The 22,675-nt window shown below is 28.6% G+C and carries 27 protein-coding genes; 3 read left to right on the top strand and 24 right to left on the bottom strand.

What is annotated here, in order from left to right; all coding sequences use genetic code 11:
• Positions 1–20 precede the first annotated feature (20 nt).
• From C7U54_RS05965 to trhA, 5 genes are all read right to left on the bottom strand, one after another.
• On the bottom strand, positions 21–563 hold the full coding sequence (locus C7U54_RS05965; RefSeq protein WP_022000811.1) for a hypothetical protein: 543 nt from the start codon (positions 561–563) through the stop codon (positions 21–23).
• A gap of 122 nt (positions 564–685) precedes the next feature.
• A complete protein-coding gene (locus C7U54_RS15410) occupies positions 686–1,129 on the bottom strand; it encodes an aldo/keto reductase (protein ID WP_206603596.1) in 444 nt (147 codons plus the stop codon).
• A 23-nt stretch (positions 1,130–1,152) separates the two neighbouring features.
• Positions 1,153–1,395 (bottom strand): aldo/keto reductase, encoded by a 243-nt coding sequence (locus C7U54_RS15405; RefSeq protein ID WP_206603595.1) that lies wholly within the window; start codon positions 1,393–1,395, stop codon positions 1,153–1,155.
• Between the two features lie 45 nt (positions 1,396–1,440).
• Positions 1,441–3,618 (bottom strand): anaerobic ribonucleoside-triphosphate reductase, encoded by a 2,178-nt coding sequence (gene nrdD / locus C7U54_RS05955; RefSeq protein ID WP_032091168.1) that lies wholly within the window; start codon positions 3,616–3,618, stop codon positions 1,441–1,443.
• Between the two features lie 240 nt (positions 3,619–3,858).
• On the bottom strand, positions 3,859–4,524 hold the full coding sequence (gene trhA / locus C7U54_RS05950; protein ID WP_022000807.1) for a PAQR family membrane homeostasis protein TrhA: 666 nt from the start codon (positions 4,522–4,524) through the stop codon (positions 3,859–3,861).
• 160 nt (positions 4,525–4,684) lie between these two features.
• Between trhA and C7U54_RS05945 the strand changes: the two genes are divergently transcribed.
• On the top strand, positions 4,685–5,197 hold the full coding sequence (locus tag C7U54_RS05945) for a dCTP deaminase/dUTPase family protein (RefSeq protein ID WP_022000806.1): 513 nt from the start codon (positions 4,685–4,687) through the stop codon (positions 5,195–5,197).
• Entirely contained in the window at positions 5,151–5,444 is a 294-nt protein-coding gene (locus C7U54_RS05940; RefSeq protein WP_230312882.1) for a GIY-YIG nuclease family protein, read from the top strand. Before C7U54_RS05945 ends, C7U54_RS05940 begins: the two co-directional genes overlap by 47 nt.
• A 12-nt stretch (positions 5,445–5,456) precedes the next feature.
• Here C7U54_RS05940 and C7U54_RS05935 read toward each other — a convergent pair whose 3' ends face one another.
• On the bottom strand, positions 5,457–5,894 hold the full coding sequence (locus C7U54_RS05935; RefSeq protein WP_032091164.1) for a DMT family transporter: 438 nt from the start codon (positions 5,892–5,894) through the stop codon (positions 5,457–5,459).
• Positions 5,891–6,310, bottom strand: a complete 420-nt coding sequence (locus tag C7U54_RS05930; RefSeq protein WP_107029638.1) for a DMT family transporter — start codon at positions 6,308–6,310, stop codon at positions 5,891–5,893. The genes C7U54_RS05935 and C7U54_RS05930 overlap by 4 nt, the downstream gene beginning before the upstream one ends.
• Before the next feature lie 81 nt (positions 6,311–6,391).
• Between C7U54_RS05930 and C7U54_RS05925 the strand changes: the two genes are divergently transcribed.
• On the top strand, positions 6,392–7,039 hold the full coding sequence (locus C7U54_RS05925; RefSeq protein ID WP_107029637.1) for a cyclic nucleotide-binding domain-containing protein: 648 nt from the start codon (positions 6,392–6,394) through the stop codon (positions 7,037–7,039).
• A gap of 22 nt (positions 7,040–7,061) precedes the next feature.
• Here C7U54_RS05925 and C7U54_RS05920 read toward each other — a convergent pair whose 3' ends face one another.
• From C7U54_RS05920 to C7U54_RS05845, 17 genes are all read right to left on the bottom strand, one after another.
• Positions 7,062–7,571 carry a pyridoxamine 5'-phosphate oxidase family protein gene (locus C7U54_RS05920; protein ID WP_107029636.1) on the bottom strand — a complete coding sequence of 170 codons (510 nt, stop codon included), beginning with the start codon at positions 7,569–7,571 and terminating at the stop codon, positions 7,062–7,064.
• Between the two features lie 11 nt (positions 7,572–7,582).
• A complete protein-coding gene (locus C7U54_RS05915; protein ID WP_158562272.1) occupies positions 7,583–8,359 on the bottom strand; it encodes a Cof-type HAD-IIB family hydrolase in 777 nt (258 codons plus the stop codon).
• 118 nt (positions 8,360–8,477) lie between these two features.
• Entirely contained in the window at positions 8,478–9,296 is an 819-nt protein-coding gene (locus tag C7U54_RS05910; RefSeq protein ID WP_455737474.1) for an MATE family efflux transporter, read from the bottom strand.
• A gap of 101 nt (positions 9,297–9,397) precedes the next feature.
• Positions 9,398–9,757 (bottom strand): MATE family efflux transporter, encoded by a 360-nt coding sequence (locus C7U54_RS15125; RefSeq protein WP_241522569.1) that lies wholly within the window; start codon positions 9,755–9,757, stop codon positions 9,398–9,400.
• 63 nt (positions 9,758–9,820) lie between these two features.
• Positions 9,821–10,126, bottom strand: coding sequence for a cysteine-rich small domain-containing protein (locus tag C7U54_RS05905; RefSeq protein ID WP_107029634.1), 306 nt, complete (start codon positions 10,124–10,126; stop codon positions 9,821–9,823).
• A complete protein-coding gene (locus tag C7U54_RS05900; RefSeq protein WP_107029633.1) occupies positions 10,110–11,432 on the bottom strand; it encodes a glycoside hydrolase family 32 protein in 1,323 nt (440 codons plus the stop codon). The genes C7U54_RS05905 and C7U54_RS05900 overlap by 17 nt, the downstream gene beginning before the upstream one ends.
• Positions 11,433–11,491: 59 nt before the next feature.
• Positions 11,492–12,286, bottom strand: a complete 795-nt coding sequence (locus tag C7U54_RS05895; RefSeq protein WP_022000794.1) for an HAD family hydrolase — start codon at positions 12,284–12,286, stop codon at positions 11,492–11,494.
• A gap of 9 nt (positions 12,287–12,295) precedes the next feature.
• Positions 12,296–13,069 (bottom strand): nucleoid occlusion protein, encoded by a 774-nt coding sequence (noc, locus tag C7U54_RS05890; RefSeq protein WP_107029632.1) that lies wholly within the window; start codon positions 13,067–13,069, stop codon positions 12,296–12,298.
• 9 nt (positions 13,070–13,078) lie between these two features.
• A complete protein-coding gene (gene rsmG, locus C7U54_RS05885; RefSeq protein ID WP_022000792.1) occupies positions 13,079–13,783 on the bottom strand; it encodes a 16S rRNA (guanine(527)-N(7))-methyltransferase RsmG in 705 nt (234 codons plus the stop codon).
• A 2-nt stretch (positions 13,784–13,785) separates the two neighbouring features.
• Positions 13,786–15,648: a tRNA uridine-5-carboxymethylaminomethyl(34) synthesis enzyme MnmG gene (gene mnmG / locus C7U54_RS05880; protein ID WP_107029712.1), complete on the bottom strand. Its 1,863-nt coding sequence runs from the start codon at positions 15,646–15,648 to the stop codon at positions 13,786–13,788.
• 104 nt (positions 15,649–15,752) lie between these two features.
• Positions 15,753–16,367 (bottom strand): RpiB/LacA/LacB family sugar-phosphate isomerase, encoded by a 615-nt coding sequence (locus C7U54_RS05875; RefSeq protein ID WP_107029631.1) that lies wholly within the window; start codon positions 16,365–16,367, stop codon positions 15,753–15,755.
• An 81-nt stretch (positions 16,368–16,448) separates the two neighbouring features.
• Positions 16,449–18,290 (bottom strand): BglG family transcription antiterminator, encoded by a 1,842-nt coding sequence (locus tag C7U54_RS05870; RefSeq protein ID WP_158546551.1) that lies wholly within the window; start codon positions 18,288–18,290, stop codon positions 16,449–16,451.
• Positions 18,291–18,318: 28 nt separating this feature from the next.
• Positions 18,319–19,599, bottom strand: coding sequence for a PTS sugar transporter subunit IIC (locus C7U54_RS05865; RefSeq protein ID WP_107029629.1), 1,281 nt, complete (start codon positions 19,597–19,599; stop codon positions 18,319–18,321).
• Positions 19,600–19,602: 3 nt separating this feature from the next.
• Positions 19,603–19,905, bottom strand: a complete 303-nt coding sequence (locus tag C7U54_RS05860; RefSeq protein ID WP_107029711.1) for a PTS sugar transporter subunit IIB — start codon at positions 19,903–19,905, stop codon at positions 19,603–19,605.
• Positions 19,906–19,907: 2 nt separating this feature from the next.
• Entirely contained in the window at positions 19,908–21,308 is a 1,401-nt protein-coding gene (locus tag C7U54_RS05855) for a glycoside hydrolase family 1 protein (protein ID WP_107029628.1), read from the bottom strand.
• Positions 21,301–21,615, bottom strand: a complete 315-nt coding sequence (locus tag C7U54_RS05850) for a PTS lactose/cellobiose transporter subunit IIA (RefSeq protein ID WP_107029627.1) — start codon at positions 21,613–21,615, stop codon at positions 21,301–21,303. The genes C7U54_RS05855 and C7U54_RS05850 overlap by 8 nt, the downstream gene beginning before the upstream one ends.
• A gap of 129 nt (positions 21,616–21,744) precedes the next feature.
• Complete coding sequence (locus C7U54_RS05845; protein ID WP_107029626.1) at positions 21,745–22,674, bottom strand: G5 domain-containing protein; 930 nt, start codon at positions 22,672–22,674, stop codon at positions 21,745–21,747.
• Between the last annotated feature and the right edge of the window lies 1 nt (position 22,675).

The following is a 22,675-nucleotide window of genomic DNA, read 5'->3' as shown; positions in this document are numbered from 1 at the left end:
TAAAAAGGATGTATCATCCTTTAACATAAATCTCTATATTTTATAAGTTCTCCAATATTTCCTTGATATAAACACTCTAATTCTTCAAATAATAAATAATCCGATGGTTTCATTAAACAAGGAAGCTTAGGTAATTCTATAGCTTGACTATAAGCCAAGATTTCACTTACAAATTCTGAACAGAAATAATAATGATTTCTACGATATGGAACTTCCAATTTACATAAGATCAATCCCATTAAATTATATTTATAATCTTGAGAATGATTTAAAATAGATTCTAAAATAAATTTTGCCTTATAATATATCTCTTTCTTAACAGTAAGTTTATATAATGCACAAGGAATATGTTGATTTTTATTATAGAATCCCTTTTCAAATGACTCATTTCTAATTCCTGCAGGAATTGGAGAGTAAGTATATTTTCTAGCACAACTATACATCGGTTGTAAATTTTCTTCAAAAGAGATAGAAATATGTGTATAACTGTCTTGCGTCATTAAATAAATTGCTTTAGAAACAAAAGTATCTGATTTTGTTAGTAATAAATAAATGTCTTTCACCTTATTCTCCTTTCCTCACTTCTTTCAGTATTACATATTTTTTGGATATAATCGACATATTTTTACAAATTTATCAATTCATTAAATTTTTTTCATAATAAAAAAGCGAGAATGTCTCGCCTTTATAAACCAGCTCTTTTTTCAAAATCTGAATCTGGTTCAAATCTTCTACCTTCGATATCCATTTGAGATAATGCTTCATTCATTGATTCAGCTTCTACTTTTGTAAATTTGATTTCGGTTGCTTTAATATTTTCTTTTAATCTTTCCAACTTTGTTGTTCCTGGAATAGGTACAATAAAATCTTTTTGTACTAATACCCAAGCCAAAGAAATTTGTGCAACTGTTACCTTTTTTTTTGCAATTTTATTAACTAAATCAACAACTACTTGATTCTTTTTAAGCGCTTCTTCACTAAATCTTGGTGCATTTAATTTTACATGAAAACTATTTTTATCATAAGCATCACTTAAAAATCCTTTACATAATGGAGCAAAAGGTACAAAACCAATTCCTAATTCTTCAAGTAAAGGAATATGTTTGTTTTCTAGTTCTCTCCACATCATTGAATATTCACTCTCTACGGCTGTTAAAGGACATATTGCATAGGCTTGATTTCAATTCCTGCTTCTGATAATCCCCAATGTTTGATTTTCCCTTGTTTAATAAAATCCTTCATTAAATACGCAATATCTTCAATTGGTACATTGGGATCAACGCGATGTAAATAATACAAATCAATATAATCTGTTTTTAATCTTTTAAGAGAGCCCTCTAAAGATTTTTTAATACCTTCAATATTTCCATCAACAACTTGTTTACCATTTTCCATTCTTTGGTTTTTACATAATAGAAAAAAGAGATGAAAATTTCATCTCTATAAGTGTAATACACGTTCTTTGATTTCTTGTGTTCTTCCTTGATTCCAGAATTGAGTTCCAATATAACCACATGTACGTCTAGCAACAGACATCATATCTTGGTTTTTATTTCCACAGTTTGGACATACCCAAATAAGTTTACCATTTTCATCTTTTTCAATTTGGATTTCTCCATCATATCCACAAGCCATACAATAATCACTCTTTGTATTTAATTCAGCATACATAATATTATTATAAATATGTTTCATAACTGCTAATACCGCATCAATATTATCTTGCATATCTGGAACTTCTACATAAGAAATAGCTCCACCTGGTGATAATTTTTGGAATTGAGATTCAAATGTTAATTTATCAAAGGCGTTAATATGTTCTGTTACATGGATATGATAACTGTTTGTAATATAATTTTTATCTGTAACACCTTCAATTTTACCAAAACGTTTTTGTAAACATTTCGCAAATTTATAAGTTGTTGATTCAATTGGTGTTCCATAAAGTGAGAAATCAATATTTTCTTTTTCTTTCCATTTTGTACATGCATCATTTAAATGTTGCATCACTTCAATCGCAAATGGTGTTGCACTTGGATCTGTATGTGATTTACCTGTCATATATTTAACACATTCATATAATCCAGCATATCCAAGAGAAATTGTTGAATAACCACCGTATAATAATTTATCAATTGTTTCACCTTTTTTAAGACGAGCCAATGCTCCATGTTGCCATAAAATAGGAGCTACATCACTAGGTGTTCCTTTTAAACGTTCATGTCTACACATTAAAGCTCTATAACATAATTCTAATCTTTCATCAAATATTTGCCAGAATTTGTTCATATCTCTTTTTGATGAACAAGCCACATCAACTAAGTTGATTGTCACAACACCCTGATTAAATCGTCCATAATATTTTGGTTTACCATTTTCATCAATATATGGTGTTAAAAAAGATCTACATCCCATTGATGGGTAACATTGACCATTTCCATTTTGATCAACTTTTAATTCTTTCATTACTTTTTCAGAAATATAATCAGGAACTAAACGTTTTGCTGAACATCTTGCAGCAAGTTCTGTTAAATAATAATATTGACTATTAGGTTCAATATTGTTTTCTTGTAAAGCATAGATTAATTTAGGGAATGCTGGTGTAATATAAACACCTTTTTCATTTTTAACACCTTTCATTCTTTGTTTAAGTGTTTCTTCAATAATCATAGCAAGGTCATCTCTTAAACGTCCTTCAGGTACTTCATTTAAATACATGAAGACAGTAATAAATGGTGCTTGTCCATTTGTTGTCATTAAAGTAACAACTTGATATTGAATTGTTTGTACCCCTTTAGTAATTTCTTTTTTCAAACGTTCTTCAGCTAAAGCATTGATTTTTTCATCATCTAATTCTAAACCAATAGTTTCAAATTCTTCTTTAACTTCTTTTCTAAACTTTTGTCTACTTACATCAACAAATGGTGCTAAATGAGATAATGTAATACTTTGTCCCCCATATTGAGAACTTGCTACTTGAGCAATAATTTGAGTAGCTACATTACATGCAGTAGAAAAACTCTTTGGTTTTTCAATCATTGTTTCTGAAATAACTGTTCCATTTTGTAACATATCTTCTAGATTTACTAAATCACAGTTATGCATATGTTGAGAGAAATAATCAGCATCATGGAAATGAATCAATCCTTCATCATGTGCTTTTACAATATCTTCTGGAAGTAAAATTCTTCTTGTTAAATCTTTACTAACTTCTCCAGCCATATAATCTCTTTGTACACTATTTACTGTAGGGTTTTTATTAGAGTTTTCTTGTTTAACTTCTTCATTTGCACATTCAATCAAACTTAAAATTTGATCATCAGTTGTATTAGATTGTCTTGCTAGTGCTCTTTGAAAACGATATGTAATATACTTTCTGGCAACAGAAAAAGCATTTAATTTCATTAATTCATCTTCTACTAAGTTTTGAATTTCTTCAACACTTAATGCTCTTTTCATTTTTTGACATTTATATTTAATGTCATTTGTAATATTATCTATTTCTTCTTCAGAAAGTCTTTCTGTTTCAACAACTTCTTTATTAGCACCAATAATTGCATTGGTAATTTTTACTTCATCAAAAATTGCTTCTTGCCCATTTCTTTTTATTATTTTCACGCCAAATGCCTCCTTATTTTTATTTCGTATATGTATTATAACTAATCAAAAAAAAAATATATACTTTTATGCTCTATTGGCCCATACTTTTTTTTCGAATTATTTTACTTAAAATAATTCGACGTCCAATCCATTCTATCACAAATAATATTGATTTTATAGTTCTTTTACGTTTTTACAAAATAAAAAATCCAATGTTCATATAAACAAAGGATTTCATTAAATTAATATTTATGATTTTTATAAAACATACAAAATAATACATAAAAAATGTAAGATAGAACCAACTAAAATCCATAAATGCCAAATACTATGCATATATTTAATCTTATTTTGTAACACATAGAAAATAACACCAATTGTATAAGCAAGTCCTCCTGAAACAAGTAACCAAATACCATTCATTCCTACTGCTTGTGGTAAGAGATTGATTTTAAAAATAATACACCAACCCATCACTAAATAACAAATCATTGAAAAAGTTTGATATTTTTTAATATCGATTGCATTTAATGTAATTCCAATCACTGTCATGATCCATATGACTGCAAATAAAATCCAAGCCCATTTAGCATCAACTTCTCTTATTGAACAAAGTAAAACCGGTGTGTAAGTTCCCGCAATCAATACAAAGATACTGCAATGATCCATAATTTGGAAAACTTTCTTTGCTTTAAGCTTAGGTGATAAACCATGATAAATAGCTGACATTGTATAAAGAAGAATCATCGAAATTCCATAAACAATCCCTGAAAATAAGCCATAACCATCATGACAAAAGATAATACATAAAACTAATGCGGCTATTCCCATCGCACCACCTACAATATGAGTTACCATATTAAATATTTCTTCACCCTTTGTATAAACAGGTAAAACACGATCATCTAATTTTGTTCTTTTCATATTCATTACCTCTTTTAACTATCTTATGTAGTATTTAATACTATATCTTGTAATTTACACATATAATAACAATCTCCTCCCCCTCTGTCAAGTGAGGAAATTATTTATTTTCTTGTTTTCATTTTTATTCTATAATAGAAAAGTAAAAAGGAGAAAAAATATGAAAAAAATCGCAAAATTTGAAAAAGTATCATATAACCAATTTAAAAATGATTTCATGGATTCATTTCCTCAATATAATGAAAAAGAAGTAGAAGAAATCTATCATTCCATCCAACTTCCAAAACGCGCCACAAAAGGATCAGCTGGATATGATTTCTATAGTCCTATTGATTTTGAATTAAAGCCAAGACAAACTATTAAAATTCCTACAGGTATTCGTGTACGTATTGAAAATGGTTGGGTATTAGGTTTATATCCTCGTAGTGGTTTAGGATTTAAATATCGTTTACAACTTAATAATACAGTAGGTATTATTGATAGTGATTATTATAATAGTGATAATGAAGGTCATATGTTTGTAAAACTTACAAATGATAGTAATGAAGATAAATCTCTTTCTTTAAAAGCAGGACAAGGAATGGTTCAAGGTATTTTCTTTGAATTTGGAATTGTTGAAGATGATGATGTCACTGAAGAAAGAAATGGTGGCTTTGGCTCAACAACAAAATAATTACGTTTATATCGTAAGATGTCGTGATCAAACACTTTATACTGGTTGGACAAATCAGTTAGAAAAGCGTATTGAAGCCCATAACGCTGGTAAAGGTGCTAAATATACAAAGGCAAGAAGACCAGTCGAACTTATTTATTTTGAAACTTTTGAACATAAAAGCGAGGCTTTAAAAAGAGAGTATCAAATTAAACAATTAAAAAGATCAGAAAAAGAAAAACTCATATTAAGCAAAAAGAAGATCTAAACTGATCTTCTTTTATGCTTTTTCTTCACTTAATTGATAAATCACTAAACCAGCAATAACAATCAAACATCCTAAAATCTTTGAAATAGAAAACATGTTATATACAAAAGCATCAATCACCATCCCACTGACAAGTTGTCCAATAAAGCTTAATAAAGTAAGGATAACAGGTGATATTCTAGGAACAATAATATTTAAAATCAAGATATTAAAAACCCCTATGATTCCACCTAAATACATCATCAAATTCGTTTTATCTAAAGAAATATTTATATGTTGAACACCAACAATCATAAGCACAAGCATTAAAATCAAACTTGTCATAAAGCCTGTAAAGTAATTATAAAACGTTCCTTGATAAGCACCCATTTTCTTAGAAAGCATCCCATTGACACTACGGCTTAAAACAATTGTAACTCCTGATAGAATAGAAAATATAATAGAAATCATAATAACATCACTCCTATTCCTAAACAAACAACTGCTAATCCTATGATCTTTCCTATATTTAATTTTCGAATAGATGTCGCTAGCCATCCCTTATTTTCTAACAACAAAGATGTCATCATTTGTCCTAATAATCCTAGTGCTGTCATTAAAGAAGCTCCTATCTTACCAATCGCAAAAACATTAAAAATAACAGTTAATACCCCAATACATCCTCCACAATACATATATAAAGGAATTTGTTTTTTAAAACAAACTTTCTTATCTTTGATTTTCATAATAATAAAAAAAGTAACTAAACCAACTAAATGAATGATAACTGTTGATAAATAGACCCCTGTATAATCTGATAATTGCCCATTAAATACATTCATTGTCGTTACAATAATCCCACATAATGTGGCTAATACAAAATCCATCAAGATCACCTCCAGAAAGAATTATAGTGATTGAACTTGATTATAAATACGACATATGTCATATTGGTGATGGTGATTTAGATGAATTATTTAAATGAATTAAAAAAATTAGAAATTCTTCACGTTGATAATTATCAATATATTGAAATCAAAAAATTAAATAAAGACGAATATTTATTACATCAAGGTGAAAAGCTTAATTATATTTATATTCTTTTAAGAGGAAAAGTGAAAGTAAACCATATTAATGCGAATGGAAATAGTATGTTATGCAGTTTTAATAGTCCCTACTCTATTATTGGGGATTTAGAATTTATCACTCAATCTCCTATTATTAATAATGTGATTGCTTATGAAGATTGTATTTGTGCAACTATTTTCCTTTCTAAATATCATGAAATATTAATGAATGATGTTTTCTTTATGAAAGCCATCGCAAAAAATCTTGCCAGCAAGCTTTCTAAATCAACTCAAAATCAATCTATTTCATTAAATTATCCAGTTGAAAATAGATTAGCGGCTTACTTTGTTGTTTCTCATAAAGATTATATTGTTCAAGATAATTTTGTAGTCGTTGCTGAATTGATTGGTTGTAGTTATCGTCAACTCCAACGTGTTCTTCAATTATTTTTAGATAAGAAATACATAAAGAAAATTAAACGTGGTACTTATCAAATTATTGATTTAAATGCCTTAAATCTATTAGGTGAAGATGTTTATCAGTTTTAAAAACCTTGGCAATGCCAAGGTTTTACTCTAATGTAATATGTCTTTTTACTTTTTCTTCAGGATGAATATTATCTCTTCTTTTCCCTGTCATGTCTAATACTTTTACACGGAAAACTTCTGTCATCATTGCGACTTTTTCATTGAATTTGAAATCTTCTTCATGATAATGCCTCATTAAGATTTTTAACGCATTAATCTTATTTTCATCTTCAACAAATTCTACAATACCATGTCCAATGACACTTTCATAACCCATTGTGCATGACATTCTTTCATCATACATAATGATGTTATGTCCACAATCCATTTCAAAAGTCACTTTATTATTTTTTCTTATTAAATCAAGTTTTGTTCCTACTTTGGCACTATGAAAATATAGATAAAGTTGTCCTTCTTCTACATCTGTTCCAAAGTTTAAAGGAACGATATAAGGAAATTCATCATCAAATAGTGCTAAACGACAAGTATCACACTTTGCAATAATTTTCATCATTTCATCAAAATCAGTAATTTCTCTATCTTTTCTTCTCATACTCTTTTCTCTTAGTCAATAAGATTAAAATGTTTTAATCCTTTTAAAATTCCTTCTTTTTCAACATCATCACAAATATAACATGCATGTTGTTTTACTTCATCACTGCCATTTTCCATCACAATAGGATAACCTACGACATCTAACATTTCAATATCATTATGTCCATCACCAAAAGCCATTAATTCTTCTTTTTGATAACCAAAATGTTTTGAAACAGCTTGAATAGCCGCTGCTTTCCCACCTGTTTTGGGAACAATATCATAGGCATAGTCATGCCATTTTGTGACTTTGACATGTTTGGTGTTTTTTATAATTTCTTTTATTCCTTTTTCATCTACATAAGGATCTACTTGGTAAATGTTGTCTATATTGATTTGATTACTTATTGGTGGAATCATTGTTGAAATAGACGCTTGAGCATCTATGACTCTTTGATTTACATGAGTAATATACATTTGATTACTTTCAATAAATAAACAAGGATAATTATTTTCTTTTACAATCTTTATAATTTCTTTTAAATCCTCTTGAGGTATTTTATTATCATAAATAATTTGTGAATCTATTATACAATAGCCACCATTTAATAAAAGATAGCCATCAAATTCAAACTGTTCAACAAGTTTTAATTCTTCTAGCTCTAACATATGTCTTCCACTGGCTATAAACAATTGAATTCCTTTTTTCCTTACTTGTTTTAATCCTTCAATCACTTCTTTTTTTATAGAAGGTCTTTTCCCTGAAATCAATGTTCCATCAATATCTAAAAATATCGCTTTAATCATTTTCATCACCTATCTTCAATCATAAAGATTTAAAATAAACTAAGCAATAGAATTTATAAAAAAGATATATTGTTGCAAAAAAAATAAAGAATTTCTCTTTTCTATGTACTAATGTAACTTATCTCTCTTTAATATTATTAAATTTTGTTTTCTTAAAATAAATAAAGATCATTACTAAAGAAATCATTGTAGATAATGGAGCTGCAATCCCCATATGAAATAGTGTTACGTTTGGTATTTTAGAAAATAATAAAGTTAAAGGAATTCTTCCAACAAAAGTCGCTACTAAACTATGTACCATCGTAAAGACAGTTTTTTCATAACCATTTAAATAGCCATTGATACAAAAGAGAAAACTTGTAAGTAAACAATCAATAGAATACGTTTTTAAATACAAGGCACCATTTTTAATAACATCTTGATTATTGGTAAAAATACACGTAAGTATTGTTCCATCGATTTCACAAATCGTTGTTACAATGATAGCAAAAGCAAGAGAAATCATGATTGCATATTTTAATGTTTGTTTTGCACGTTTATATTGTTTAGCTCCTACATTTAAAGCAATAAGAGAAGCTAAAACACTTCCTAAGACAATCGCTGGTAACATTAAAAATCCCATTAATTTTTCAACAACACCTAAAGAAGCTGAAGCAATCAAACCCATTTGATTAACAATAATCGTAATAATTAAAAATGAAATATTAACAAGTACACTTTGTAATCCTAAAGGAAAACCTATTTGCATAATCTTTTGAATATATTTTGAAAAACAAATATCTTCTTTATAAAACGAATACCCTATTCCCTTTTTACATAAATAAACCAAGGCAAAGAGAAAAGAAAACCCTTGTGCTGATACAGTGGCAATGGCAGCCCCTTTTGTTCCCAAATGAAAATATCCTACTAAAACAAAATCAACAACAATATTAATCATACATGCAATAAAAACAAACAATAAAGGTGTTTTACTATCCCCTAATCTTCTTAAAATACTACTGACAACATTATATCCGACAATAAAGATAATATACTTAATTAGCTTTTCGTTGCTTCAATAGCTTCTTTTGGTATATTCATTAAAAGTGTAATTTCATTATTAAAATACAACATCACAAAAGTTAAAACTAAAGCAATGATTAAAAATAAAACAATAGCCCCTCCAATGGTCTTTGATAGATCACGATAAGATTTACTTCCTAGGTATTGTCCTAATAAAACCGTAACTCCTGTAGTCAATCCTAAAACAAGGTTTGTTATTAAAGACATGGCTTGACTTCCTATCGAAACCCCAGAAACATCAAAGGTATGTCCAAATTGTCCTACAACAAATAAATCTGCCGACCCATAGAATACTTGTAATAAGTTTGAAAACATATAAGGTAAAGCAAATATCATTAATGCTTTAAAAGTCTTTGTTCCATAATTTCCTCCTAAAAAAAACTGGATAAGGTCTAAACCTTATCCAGCATTGTTTTCAATACCCTCTGGTGCTTCTATCTTATCATTTGTATCTTTATTGTCAAGTAATTGAAAAGCTTTTACAACATCTTGATAACGAGAAATAATATAATCATAGTTTTCTTTTTGATGAGGTAAAGTACATCCACTACAATCTTTTATATCCCCTATCATTTTATAATTGCCTTTACAATCTTTTAAAATATACAATGGACAATAACAAAACAAACAATTAATTTCATCTAATTGATGACAAGGATAATACTCACATTGTTTATGACTAAAGAATTTATAATGATCTGACATAGACTTTATACTCTGTATTTTGAATAATAACTTGATCATTTAAATCATAAACAACTTGTGACATCACATATTCACCACCATTAATATAAATTTCAAAAACATGATGATCATAATAAAGTTCAATATCATAATGCCCTTGTAACTTAGGTGAAACAACATCATTACATACTTTATTTTCTTGAATAGATACTTCTTCTCTATTTAAATGGAGACAATCATCTTGAATATCAATTTTAAAACCACCAAGATTTAAAGAACTATCCTTATTAAGTGTTGTCTTTAATTGGAATGGTTGATCAAATGAAATTTCTTGAACTTCATGATTAAATGTGTTTTTTATTTTAGGATAAAGTTTTTGAATAATCTTACCCTCTTTTTCTTTTAAAACTCTTGGCATAATAAACATTCCAATCCATTCTTCTCCTTGAACGGGTTTTCTCATTCTAAGCCATCCTAGTAATAATCTTTCATTATCTTTAGATAAAAATGTTTGTGGGGCATAGAAATCTAAACCATGATCTAAATAAGGCCAATCACCATGCTCTTTAATAGTAAGTGTATCTTCATCAAAATCAATCGGCATATAACGAGCATTACTATTTGGTTTTGGTGGTTGATCCGTATTTTCTGGTGAGAAAATCATAAAGAATTGATCATTGATTTTAAAGACATCTAGACATTCCCACATATTTCCAATAGTTGGTTCTTGATAGCTGTTTTTATATTCAAAATGAATTCCATCTTCACTTTCATAGAAAAGTGCTTTTCCACAGTAGTCATTTTCATAAGCTACTTTACTCCCAATAACCATGGCATATTTTCCATCTTGTTTTTTCCATACTTTAGGATCTCTGGTATGACGATAATCTCCAATAAATCCTTCTTGAATCATGGGAATGATTTGTTTTTTATTTTTAACATTATCAAAATGAATTCCATCACTACTTACAACGAGTGCTTGTGAGGCTCTTAAATCATCATCACTATATTGATTATGTACATTATTTGGATTTTCTTTAGCGTATTTAATTGCCGTATAATATAAATAAAGATGATCATCTATTTCAATAGCTGATCCTGAAAAACATCCATTTCTATCAAAATCTTTAGATGGATATAAAGCAATTGGAAGATGTTCAAAATTGACAAAATCTTTTGTAATAGAATGTCCCCAATGCATTGTTCCCCATTTATTATCATATGGGAAATGTTGATAAAAGATATGATAGTTTCCTTTATAATAAATAAGTCCATTTGGATCATTGATCCAATGATAAGGTGCTGTAAAATGTAATTTTGGTTTCATAGTCTTCCTCCTTGTTTTAACGTCTTTATTATACAAAAAAAACAATGCTTACGCATTGTTTAATAGTTACCTTTTAAGATTTCTTTTATTTTTAAAATAACGCCATCATTTTCATTACTATCAATCACTTGATAAGCAACCTCTTTAACAGGTGGCATGGCATTAGCCATCGCATAACCATATTTTACTGTTTGTAACATTTCGTAATCATTCATTTGATCACCAAAAGCACCTGCTTCTTCATTAGATATTCCTAACAAATCTAGAAGATGTTGTAAGGAAGTTCCTTTATTAATTGTCTTATAAAAAATATCAAACCAAACATTTCCTGTGGTTACAACTCTAAATTTAGGATTTATCCTTTTCTTGATCACTTCAAGTCTATCTTCAATTTTACCATCAAAGTTAGCAACTGAAAACTTTAATATTTCATCATCTATTTCATCAAATGAATCTACAAAAACAATATTTTTAATAAATAATGTAATAAAATCTTTTCTATCTTCAAACTTCTTTAAAATATAAGCATGCTTTACTCCTGATACAACTAACATACATTCTTCATCTTCTTTTAAAATATTTAATGCATGTTGATAATCATCAGTTTCTAAACAATGTTTATAAATAACATCTCCTCGATAGACAATCTTTGTTCCATTTTCACAAAGATAATAAAGATCATCTTTAATATCATCATCAAATTTACAAACTAATGCTTCATATTGATTGCCAGAAGCAATTACAAATTGAATTCCTTGTTTTAACATTTGCTTATATAAATCATTAAATTCTTCACTATAGGATTTATCATCTCTTAGAAATGTTCCATCCATATCTGTTGCTAGTAACTTCATCTTAACCCTCTACTTATGTATTCTAATTGTAATAACATATTCATCTTCTAAATCTTCTGTTTCTTGTTGAAGTGATGTTCCTGTTTTTTCAATCATTCCAATTGCTTGTTGTAATGTATTTAAAGCAATTTTCACATTTCTTGAAATTGTTTTTTTAACATCAGCTGATGCTTTTTTCTTTTTAGGTTTTGGTTCTTTTTTAATAAGTCTTTCTGTATCAGCTACCGTTAGTTTTTTCTTTAAAACTTCTCTTAAGACTTCTTGTTGTTTTTCTTCATTTAATGAAAGCATTGCTCTAGCATGTCTTTCTGTTATTTGTTTTTGATTTAAAGAAAATTTAACATCATCACTTAATTTTAATAATCTTAATTTATTCGCAATCGTTGATTGTTTTTTACCAACAATATCTGCAAGCTCTGTTTGACTATAACCATATTCTTTAATTAAAGCTTGATAAGCTTTTGCTTCTTCTAATGGTGATAAGTCTTCTCTTTGAATATTTTCAATAATAGCAAGTGTTTGTGTTTGCTTATCATCATAATCTTCAATAATACATGGTACTTGTTTCATATTTAAAGAACAACAAGCACGATATCTTCTTTCACCGGCAATAATTTGGTAAATTCCATTTACTTTTCTTACAACTATAGGTTGTATTAAACCATTTTCTTTAATAGAAGCAGCTAATTCTTCAATTTTTTCTTCATTAAAAACAGTTCTTGGCTGATTCTCATTTGCTTGTATTTTATTAATATCTATATTTTTTAATTTATTATTAAACATGATACCCTCCTACAATGGACTCTTTTTTATTTTAGAAAACATTCTTGGATACTTCTTTGGTGTTTCTTTTACTTTTTTAATAATAATATTACTTCTAAAATCATCATGATTTGCAAGTGTAAAATCATGTGTACTTTCTATTTGTCCACCTAATAATTGAATACCTTTTTTAGCTTCTTTTACTTCTTCTGGTGCTTGTCTTCCTTTTAAAGATAAGAAATAACCATTCTTTTTAACAAGTGGTAAACAAAGTTCATCAAGAATATTTAAACGTGCTACTGCTCTTGCCATCACGATATCAACACTTTCACGATGATCTTTAGCGTATTCTTCTGCACGTGCAGCCACTGCTTGACAGTTATCTAATTCCAGTTCTTTAAATAAATGATTTAAGAAAGTAATTCTTTTATTTAAGGAATCAACAATTGTAATCTTTAAATTTGGATAAAGGATTTTTAAAGGAACTGATGGAAAACCAGCACCAGCTCCTACATCAATCAAGGTTTGATTATTGAAATCAAAATCAAAAGCAATCGTAATTGAATCATAGAAATGTTTTAAATAAACATCTTCTTTATCCGTAATTGCAGTAAGATTCATTTTTTCATTCCATTCAACTAAGATTTCATAATATTTTTGAAATTGTTGAAGTTGATGTTCACTTACTTCGATTCCTTTTTCTTTAAGTATATTTTGAAATTCTAATTCATTCATTCTTATTCTCCATTATATTTTTGTTTTAAATAAATTAATAAAACTGAAATATCTGCAGGATTGATTCCTGATATACGAGAAGCTTGACCAATGGTAAGTGGTCTAATTTCTGATAATTTTTGTTTTGCTTCTAAAGCTAAGTTTTTAACATCTTCATAATCAATATCTTCTGGAATATGTTTTTCTTCCATTTTGATTTGTTTTTGCGCTTGTCTTTTAGCTTTTTCAATATATCCTGCATATTTAATTAAAATAGTAATTCTTCTTCTTTGTTCCTCACTTAATTCAGGTGCATCAATATAAGGTAACATCATATCATAAGTGATTTCAGGTCTTGTAATAAGTTCTTTTGCAGAAACCCCTTCTTTTAAATGTGAAGAATTGTTTTGTTCCAACATTTCATTGATATCATCTTTTGGGGTAAAACGAATAGTACTTAAACGTTCAATTTCATCATAGATCCCTTTCATTTTAGTTTGATATCTTTGATATTCTTTATCTTTAACAAGTCCAATTTGATGACTATAATCATAAAGTCTTTCATCAGCATTATCATGTCTAATTAATAAGCGATATTCCGCTCTTGAAGTAAGCATACGATAAGGTTCTTTTGTTCCTTTAGTAACTAAATCATCAATCATGACCCCAATATAAGCTTCATCTCTCTTTAAAACAAGAGGAGCTTCATTTCTTACTTTAAGAGTTGCATTGATACCAGCCATTAATCCTTGTCCAGCAGCTTCTTCATAACCACTTGTTCCATTGATTTGTCCAGCTGTAAATAAGTTTTTAATCACTTTTGTTTCAAGTGATGGCCATAATTGTAATGGATCAATTGCATCATATTCAATGGCATAAGCATATTTTAAGATTGTACAGTTTTCTAATCCTGGTAAAGTACGAATCATTTGTTCTTGGATATCATGTGGCATTGATGTTGAAAAACCTTGTACATAGATTGAATTCATTTCTTTTGATTCAGGTTCTAGGAAGATTTGATGTTGTGGTTTATCTGAGAATTTAACAACTTTATCTTCAATGGATGGACAATAACGTGGTCCAATTCCTTTAACAAGTCCACTATACATTGCACATTTTTCTAGATTATCATGAATGATTTTATGTGTTGTTTCATTTGTATAAGTTAGATAACATGGTGTTTGTTTTTCAATAGGAACATATTCATCTGTGGTAAAACTAAAGGCTAGTTTTGCATCTGTTCCTGGTTGTAATGATGTTTTTGAATAATCTATACTATTGATTTCAACACGTGGTGGTGTTCCTGTTTTTAATCTTTGAATTCTAAATCCGTAATCTTTTAATTTTTCAGATAAGAATTTTGATTCTTTTTGTTGATCTGGTCCACTAGCATGTTTACTATGTCCAACAAGAATTTCTGCTTTTAAATAAGTACCTGTTGTTAGAATAACAGTTTTCGATAAATAAGTTGTTCCATCATCAAGAATAACTCCTTTAACTGTTTGATCTTCAACAACTAAATCTTCAACCATCCCTTCAATTAAATCTAAGTTTTCTTGTTCCTTAACCACTTTTTGCATATAACGAGGATATGCTTTTTTATCAGCTTGTGCTCTTAAAGATTGAACTCCTGGTCCTTTAGCGGTATTTAACATTTTCATTTGTAAGTAAGTCTTATCTGCTGTTTTAGACATTTGTCCACCAAGAGCATCAATTTCTCTTACAATGATTCCTTTGGCAGGTCCACCAATAGAAGTATTACATGGCATAGACCCAATATTATTTATATTTGATGTGACAAGTAATGTTTTTAATCCCATTCTTGAAGGTGCTAAACTGGCTTCAATTCCAGCATGTCCCCCTCCGACAACTATTACGTCATACATATCACTTACACTCCCTTTCAATTCTTTTCCATTGTACACCAACATTGCTTTTTTGACGAGAAAAAAACTACAGTTTATCATTCTTTTTTATAAAAAAAACAGGATTATCTCCTGTTTAAAATCCATTGTTTTATTCTTTTGTCTTTTCCATATTTTAAAATATAATCAATTACATTCTTTTTAGATAAAATCTTATTTATCATTTGTTGATCTAATTCATCTAAAAAAGTAATTACATCTTTTTTTGCTAATTGATTTAATTCTTTTATTTTCTTGGTATCTTCTTTTTTTCTTTTAGCATCCTTTAAAGGATATCCTATACCAAAAGGTTCCTCAAAAAGTTGTTGGAGTGTTGCTTTTAAATTAATTTCTCCAGCCCATCCATAATTAAGACCTAAAGGCAAAGAAGCTACATTTCCATCATTGATTCTTCCAAATAAATAAGCATCTTGAGGAGTAGGTAAATAACCACAAATTAAATGAGGTAAACTATTACAAGCAATCATCATCCCTTGCCCAGATGAACACCCTGTCACTATAAAATCTACTGCTTTACTTGATATTAATAAACAAATTTCTAATGCTATTTCTACATAAGAATAGTTGTCTTCATTTTCAAAGCAACCAAAATTAATGACTTCACCATATTCTTTTGTACATTCATATAAAATACTATTCTTCTCTATTTGTGATGTCCCTTGAATTATTCCTATTTTCATATCATCACCCCACAAAAAAAGTATACCAATTTATATAAAAATTAAAAAGAACTGTTTAAAACAGTTCTCAAAACGATTAATTTATTCACTTAAAAATAATTCAAGAAACTCTTCATACTTTTTACATTTTAATAATTCTCTCACTTTTTTTGATTCATCTAACAATCCAACAAGTTTTTCAAATAGCAAATCAAATTCTTCGTTTCTTTCTTTCGTTAAACAAAACAAAAAAACTAATCTTACTTTTTGTTGATTCCAATCAATAGGTTTATCTAATAACGCAACTGCTATACGTGTTGCAAAACCAGCTTTTTTTACAGCATGAGGAATTGCAAACATACTTCCATAGGCAGTAGGTGCAATTTGTTCACGTGCTAAAACTAATCCTTCATACTGTTGATCCACGTATCCTTTGTAATATAAACTTTCACAAAGTCTATGAATAACATCTTCTTTATTTTCTATATCATTATAAATATGAAATAATTCTTTTTCAAAGAATACATTTTTTTTGAAAGTATGATTTCCCTTCAAGATATTATAAATATTCTCTATATCTTCTTCAAGTAAGAGGTTATGACATACATATATTGGATAACCAACTTTTTCTTCAATATGGACAAATGAAATAACTAAATCTGGTTGATATTCTTTAATTTGGAAGGCATCAAACATTGATAATTGACAACATATTTCTATTTCTAAATCATGAATATGATTTATTTTTTTTACAATATAATCATAACCTGCTTGTCCAAAAGGATAAATTAAAACTATTTTTTTATGTAATGATGTATGTAATCTTTCAATTGCACCCATTAAATGAAGGGTAATATAACCTATTTCATCTTCATATAATTGCGTAGAAAAGAACTCTTGAATCTTCAATGCTATAAAAACACTCATATCATAAATAACTGGGAAATTCTTTTGTAGTTCTTTAATAAGAGGATTATTCAAAAAAGTGTGATTTGTAATTCTTCTCTTTAATCCTATTAAATGAATAAGAAAATTATCAGCAAACTTACTATCTTGTTGTAAATCCACATCAAAACTTTCATTAATTTCTATAATCAACTGTTGAATAAATTGTTTCACTTCATTAATGTCATTTTCTTCAATAGATGGTACTTTCCCTGCCAACAATAATGATAAATACTTAATTTCACTTTTATTCAATTTAATTTCATAACGTATTTGAAGTATATTAGCAAATTGTATTGAAAGATGGTTGTATTCATCATTAACAAAATCCACTTCATTAATAATTTCATTTCCTCTAATGACTCTTTCTAACATTAAAGCAACATGAATTACTAAAGAAATAATTTCAACATCTCTTAAATTTAAATGATGTGAATTGTTAAATTCTGTAATTATTTTTTGTAATTCTAAAATATCAATCCTTAAAAATAAGCTTTGATACATTGATAAATTAAAGTTATATTGATTTAACTCATTCATTAAGAAATATGTTGTAATTTGTCTTTTTTCTGTTTCTGTACCATTTAAATAAAGTTGATTCTGCTGGCGACATATTTTAATAGATGAATTTCTTTTTTGAATAATTTCATTCACTCTTTTTATATATCTTTGTAAATTAGATTCACTAATAAATAATTCATCAGCAAGTTCATAAAAATTATAAAAATCATGATTTAAAATTTTTTTTAAGATAAGGTACTGAATATTTTGTTCACTAGCGTATTCTTTTTCTAATTGAATTTGCTCATTAATTAAATATCCAGTCCCTTTTTGTGAAATAATATAATTTAGATTGAGGCTAGAGTTGATTTTATGTATTTCATTACGAATTGTCTTTGTTGAAACATTTAGCATTTTAGCTATTTTATCAGCAGATAAAATATGATATTGATTCAATAATTTAATGATTTCATTTTGTCTTTCCGTTAATGTTACCACCAACCTCACCTCTTTCTTATATTATAATCTATTCGCTTTCTTGAGCAACTAATTGTTTTTCGTATACTTTAAAGAAAGGATAATACATGACTAAATCTATAATAATTAATATAATTACCAAGATAAAAGCTTTAATATCCATTGTTGATAAAAATGACCCAAACACTGATGGCATTTGCCATGAAAGCATGGCAAATGTTTTTCCAACAATACCAACACTCATACTTATATAAGCAATAATACAATTGACAGTAGAAGTTAATAAAAATGGTACAAAGAAAATAGGATTTAACATTAATGGGATTCCAAAAATAAGTGGTTCAGAAATTCCAAAGAATGAAGGAATGATTCCAACTTTTCCAACAGTATTTAATTGTTTCGATTTAGAACGAACTAATAAAATAGCAAGTGCTAAACATGAACCGCATCCACCAATGGCAACAAAATAAACCCAAAATGGTGTTGTAAATATTTTTGGTAATGTTTGTCCTGCTGCGTGTGCAGCTGCATTTAATGAAAGGCCACCATCACGAACTGGCCCCAATATTCCTGAAAAAGCAGCATCATGAATTCCAAAGAACCAGAAAAAATGAACTAATAATGTTGCAATAATCGCAAATGGTAAACTATCGGCAGCATTTAGTGTAGGTGCCATAACATTATAAATAAATCCTGGCATTGTTGTATTAAATGCATTAAAAATAGCAAATAAAATAATATCTGTAGCAATAATACATACTCCTGGACATAAAGAAGCAAACGTTTCATTTAAAGAAGCCGGTACAGAATCAGGTAGTTTGATTCTTCCCCAATTATGTTCTCGCATATAATGATAAGCTTCCACTGTTAAACATGAAATTAGTATGGCTGGTATAAGTCCTTCACCACCAATATAAGAAATTTCAACTGTTTTACCTGCCCAGCCCAATTCAATAGGCGCTATGACAAGCATAAAGAACCCACATACAGATAACATTATTGGAAAGAATGGATCCATTTTAAAATGTTTACTTAAAAAATTCGCAATTCCAATACAAATATATAAGGACATTGCCCCTAATGTTAGAGCATTTACCCAATTTAATAGTAGACTATTTTTATCAGCAAAAGATGCCCACGCTAATAAAAAACCATTGGTTGTATTTTCAGTAATTGGTGCTGAAGAGATGACTGCAAATATTCCTCCAATGAGAGTAATTGGCATAATTGACATAAACGCATCTCTTATAGCTTTCAAATGGCGTTGTGAACTCATTTTATTAGCAATAGGTAATAATTTGCTTTCGACGATTTGACTCAAAGAATCCATTTTTTATTCCTCCTCTTTTATGTTTAATATTTTTTTTATATCTTGAAATACAGCTTCACCATTCATAATTCCATAATGTTGTGGCGCAATATAATCCACAGGAATAGAAACTTTAGATTCAATTTCTGGTTTTAAATGTCTAATTTGTGGACCTAGCAAAATCAAATCATAATTATTTGCATATTCTTCATATTCTGCTTCTCCATAGGCTTTAACACTCAATAGTCCTTGGCTAGCTTTTTCAATTTTTTTTGCTAGAATACCTGTAGACATTCCAGCATTACATACAAGCATTACATTTTTCATAACTAATCCCATCTCTTTCTCTCTATTTTTTTTCCTTTACTTTCAATTATTTCTTTATACCAATAATAACTCTTTTTAGGTTTTCTTAAAAGATTTGGTGTATCAAAATCAATTGCAACTAAACCATATCTTTTCTCACATCCATTTTTCCATGAATATAAATCAAATGTACTCCATGCAAAATAACCTCGCATATCTACACCATCATCCATAGCATTCATCATCGCTGCAATATGATCGTTCATATAAGAAATACGATAATCATCTTGTACTTCATCAACTGTTACATCTTCTCTAACACCTATTCCATTTTCACTAATATAAAGTGGTAAATGGTATTTATTCCAAACTTCTTTTAGTCCTTGTTCTAATCCTAATGGACAAATTTCAGTTCCCCATTCTGTATAAATTGCATCAGGATCATCAAAAACCTGTTCAAACCAATCTTTAATAATAACCTTATTGCTTCCACCATTTCCACTATTATTTGCAACTAAAACAGTTTCTCCATTACTATATGGTCTAATTAAAGCTCTAGCATAATAATTTAATCCTATGAAATCAACCGTATTTTCTTTAATTACATCAAGCTCTTTAATATTAATAAATGATAAATCAAACTTTTTATTTAATTCGCTTAATAAATCAATTGGAAATTCTCCTTGACATGCTGTATCTAAAATCCAATTGTTACAATAATTATCTGCATATCTCATTGCAATTCTTGTTTCTAAAGAATCATCCACACCATTGACAGGTGTAAAACTATGAACAATTCCAATTTGACCTTTATATCCACCTTCTTTAAAAATTTTAACTCCCAAAGCACTTGCAAGCATAACGTGATAAGCTGCAATAATCATTTCTTGTGGATTTTTATGAGCTGGTGGATAATTTCCAATTAGGTATCCACTGCTTACAAACCATTTTGGCTCATTAAATGTTACCCATAAATCAACTAAATCGCCAAACTTTTCAAAGCATATTTTTGCATATTTTTGGTATGCATAGGATACTTCATTGTTAAGCCATCCGCCAGTTTCTTCCCAATATTGTGGTAGATCCCAATGATAAATTGTTACAAATGGTGTAATATCTTTATCTAGACAACATTGTAGAATTTTTCTATAAAAATCGACTCCTTTTGAATTAACTTCACCTTCCTTATTTTTAATAATTCGAGGCCAAGCAAGAGACATACGAAAGGCGTTTTGTCCTCCATTTTTTAACTGTAATAAATCCTCTTCAAAATGATGATAAAAATCAGATGCATTATCTCCATTTTCAAGATTGTTTTCATGTAAATAAACATCCCACATACTCTCTACTTTATCATCTAAATTCCACGCTCCTTCACATTGATAAGAAGCTGTTGCACTACCCCATAAGAAATCTTTATTCATATTCTTTTAACCTCCCATATAATTCAACAATTTCATTAGCCATTTCTAAAGTATTTTGTGCTCCGAAAACATGATCTTCGGCATGAATCATCAATAGATTTGTTTCAACATCTTCTTCATTTGCCATATCACGTAATAATTCTGCATGCTTTTTCTGTGCAATAAGTAATTCATCTTTTGCGTTTTTTAAATTATCATTTGCTAATACAACATTACCTGTTTTCGCATTGGAAATTGCTTCCATTGCTTTTGTACGCGCATTACTACTATATAATATTAATTGGCAAGAATCTTCTTCTCTTTTCATACTATCACCTCCAACGACAAATTCATTGTAAGTGAATACAAGTTAGAAGAAAAATCAAAAATTACCACTATAAAGTGGTAAAATAAAAAGTTCTCCAACTTCGGAGAACTTGCTATATATACTTGTTATCTATTTCCAAAAATTCTTGCCACTACCAACAGATACGATTTCAAATTGTGTATTATTTGACGTACCACCTTTAAAGTATTTGCCAGCTTCTGTTCCATTAAAAATATCAATATGATTTTTCTTAATAGCTCCGCCTCTATCAACAACAATACCATACGCTGTTGATTCAATACCTAAGTTGTGATTTGTAATTTTAATAATTGTTCCAAAAGGAATAGATGGATCTGCTGCTAAACAATAATAACTTCCACCATTATAACTTAACTTCGCGCTATGACTTCCTTTAACACCAGTTGTTGGTGATAAAGAAATACCTGATGATGAAGTTCCATTTCCTCCTGCACAATCGCCACCATATGTTGTCAGTTTTCCAGTAAAATAAGCTCCAGGTTGAATTGTCCCATGAGCGATAATTGTATCTGTTTTTTCTGTTACAACTTCACTCGATAACAATTCTTTTTTAACTATTTTACCGTTTTCATAAGTGACTTTCACTTTATTCTTAATTTGTCCTTGTTGTCCAGTTTGAACAACTTCTGTTGTAAATAAATGTAAACCTGTTGTTTCTATTGTTTGTGAAGATACATATTGCATTTCTTCTACTTCTTCTTCGTTAATACGATTAACTTGTAATAAATCTTTACTTTGTACAATATAAGACATATCTTTGTTAACTGTATCTTTTGCGTTTAAGTTTACATCTAATTCTTTTAATACATTTTTAACAGTATCTTGTCTTACTAAATAATCTTTAGTTTCTTGGCCACCATCTTGATACTGTATTTCAATTGTTTCTTTATAACCTTTTATTTCTTGTGTTGCTCCTGATGTAACAGTTGTCGCCATAACCATTACATATACAATCATAATCACTAATACCCCTTTCAGTCGGGGGTCTGCATCTGAAATAATTTGTTTAATTGTTTTCATT

This window comes from Faecalibacillus intestinalis (assembly GCF_003024685.1).
Taxonomy (GTDB): Bacteria; Bacillota_I; Bacilli_A; order Erysipelotrichales; family Coprobacillaceae; genus Faecalibacillus; species Faecalibacillus intestinalis.
The sequence above is the reverse complement of the archived record's forward strand: the minus strand, read 5'-3'. Positions and strand labels throughout refer to the sequence as shown.

Coding starts and splice junctions, on each gene's coding strand:
- C7U54_RS15410 (WP_206603596.1), bottom strand. CDS start 1,129: ATGATGTGGAGAGAACTAGAAAACAAACATATTCCTTTACTTGAAGAA.
- C7U54_RS15405 (WP_206603595.1), bottom strand. CDS start 1,395: ATGGAAAATGGTAAACAAGTTGTTGATGGAAATATTGAAGGTATTAAA.
- trhA (WP_022000807.1), bottom strand. CDS start 4,524: ATGAAAAGAACAAAATTAGATGATCGTGTTTTACCTGTTTATACAAAG.
- C7U54_RS05945 (WP_022000806.1), top strand. CDS start 4,685: ATGAAAAAAATCGCAAAATTTGAAAAAGTATCATATAACCAATTTAAA.
- C7U54_RS05940 (WP_230312882.1), top strand. CDS start 5,151: ATGTCACTGAAGAAAGAAATGGTGGCTTTGGCTCAACAACAAAATAAT.
- C7U54_RS05935 (WP_032091164.1), bottom strand. CDS start 5,894: ATGATTTCTATTATATTTTCTATTCTATCAGGAGTTACAATTGTTTTA.
- C7U54_RS05930 (WP_107029638.1), bottom strand. CDS start 6,310: ATGGATTTTGTATTAGCCACATTATGTGGGATTATTGTAACGACAATG.
- C7U54_RS05925 (WP_107029637.1), top strand. CDS start 6,392: ATGAATTATTTAAATGAATTAAAAAAATTAGAAATTCTTCACGTTGAT.
- C7U54_RS05920 (WP_107029636.1), bottom strand. CDS start 7,571: ATGAGAAGAAAAGATAGAGAAATTACTGATTTTGATGAAATGATGAAA.
- C7U54_RS05915 (WP_158562272.1), bottom strand. CDS start 8,359: ATGATTAAAGCGATATTTTTAGATATTGATGGAACATTGATTTCAGGG.
- C7U54_RS05910 (WP_455737474.1), bottom strand. CDS start 9,296: ATGATTAATATTGTTGTTGATTTTGTTTTAGTAGGATATTTTCATTTG.
- C7U54_RS15125 (WP_241522569.1), bottom strand. CDS start 9,757: ATGATATTTGCTTTACCTTATATGTTTTCAAACTTATTACAAGTATTC.
- C7U54_RS05905 (WP_107029634.1), bottom strand. CDS start 10,126: ATGTCAGATCATTATAAATTCTTTAGTCATAAACAATGTGAGTATTAT.
- C7U54_RS05900 (WP_107029633.1), bottom strand. CDS start 11,432: ATGAAACCAAAATTACATTTTACAGCACCTTATCATTGGATCAATGAT.
- C7U54_RS05895 (WP_022000794.1), bottom strand. CDS start 12,286: ATGAAGTTACTAGCAACAGATATGGATGGAACATTTCTAAGAGATGAT.
- noc (WP_107029632.1), bottom strand. CDS start 13,069: ATGTTTAATAATAAATTAAAAAATATAGATATTAATAAAATACAAGCA.
- rsmG (WP_022000792.1), bottom strand. CDS start 13,783: ATGAATGAATTAGAATTTCAAAATATACTTAAAGAAAAAGGAATCGAA.
- mnmG (WP_107029712.1), bottom strand. CDS start 15,648: ATGTATGACGTAATAGTTGTCGGAGGGGGACATGCTGGAATTGAAGCC.
- C7U54_RS05875 (WP_107029631.1), bottom strand. CDS start 16,367: ATGAAAATAGGAATAATTCAAGGGACATCACAAATAGAGAAGAATAGT.
- C7U54_RS05865 (WP_107029629.1), bottom strand. CDS start 19,599: ATGGATTCTTTGAGTCAAATCGTCGAAAGCAAATTATTACCTATTGCT.
- C7U54_RS05860 (WP_107029711.1), bottom strand. CDS start 19,905: ATGAAAAATGTAATGCTTGTATGTAATGCTGGAATGTCTACAGGTATT.
- C7U54_RS05855 (WP_107029628.1), bottom strand. CDS start 21,308: ATGAATAAAGATTTCTTATGGGGTAGTGCAACAGCTTCTTATCAATGT.
- C7U54_RS05850 (WP_107029627.1), bottom strand. CDS start 21,615: ATGAAAAGAGAAGAAGATTCTTGCCAATTAATATTATATAGTAGTAAT.
- C7U54_RS05845 (WP_107029626.1), bottom strand. CDS start 22,674: ATGAAAACAATTAAACAAATTATTTCAGATGCAGACCCCCGACTGAAA.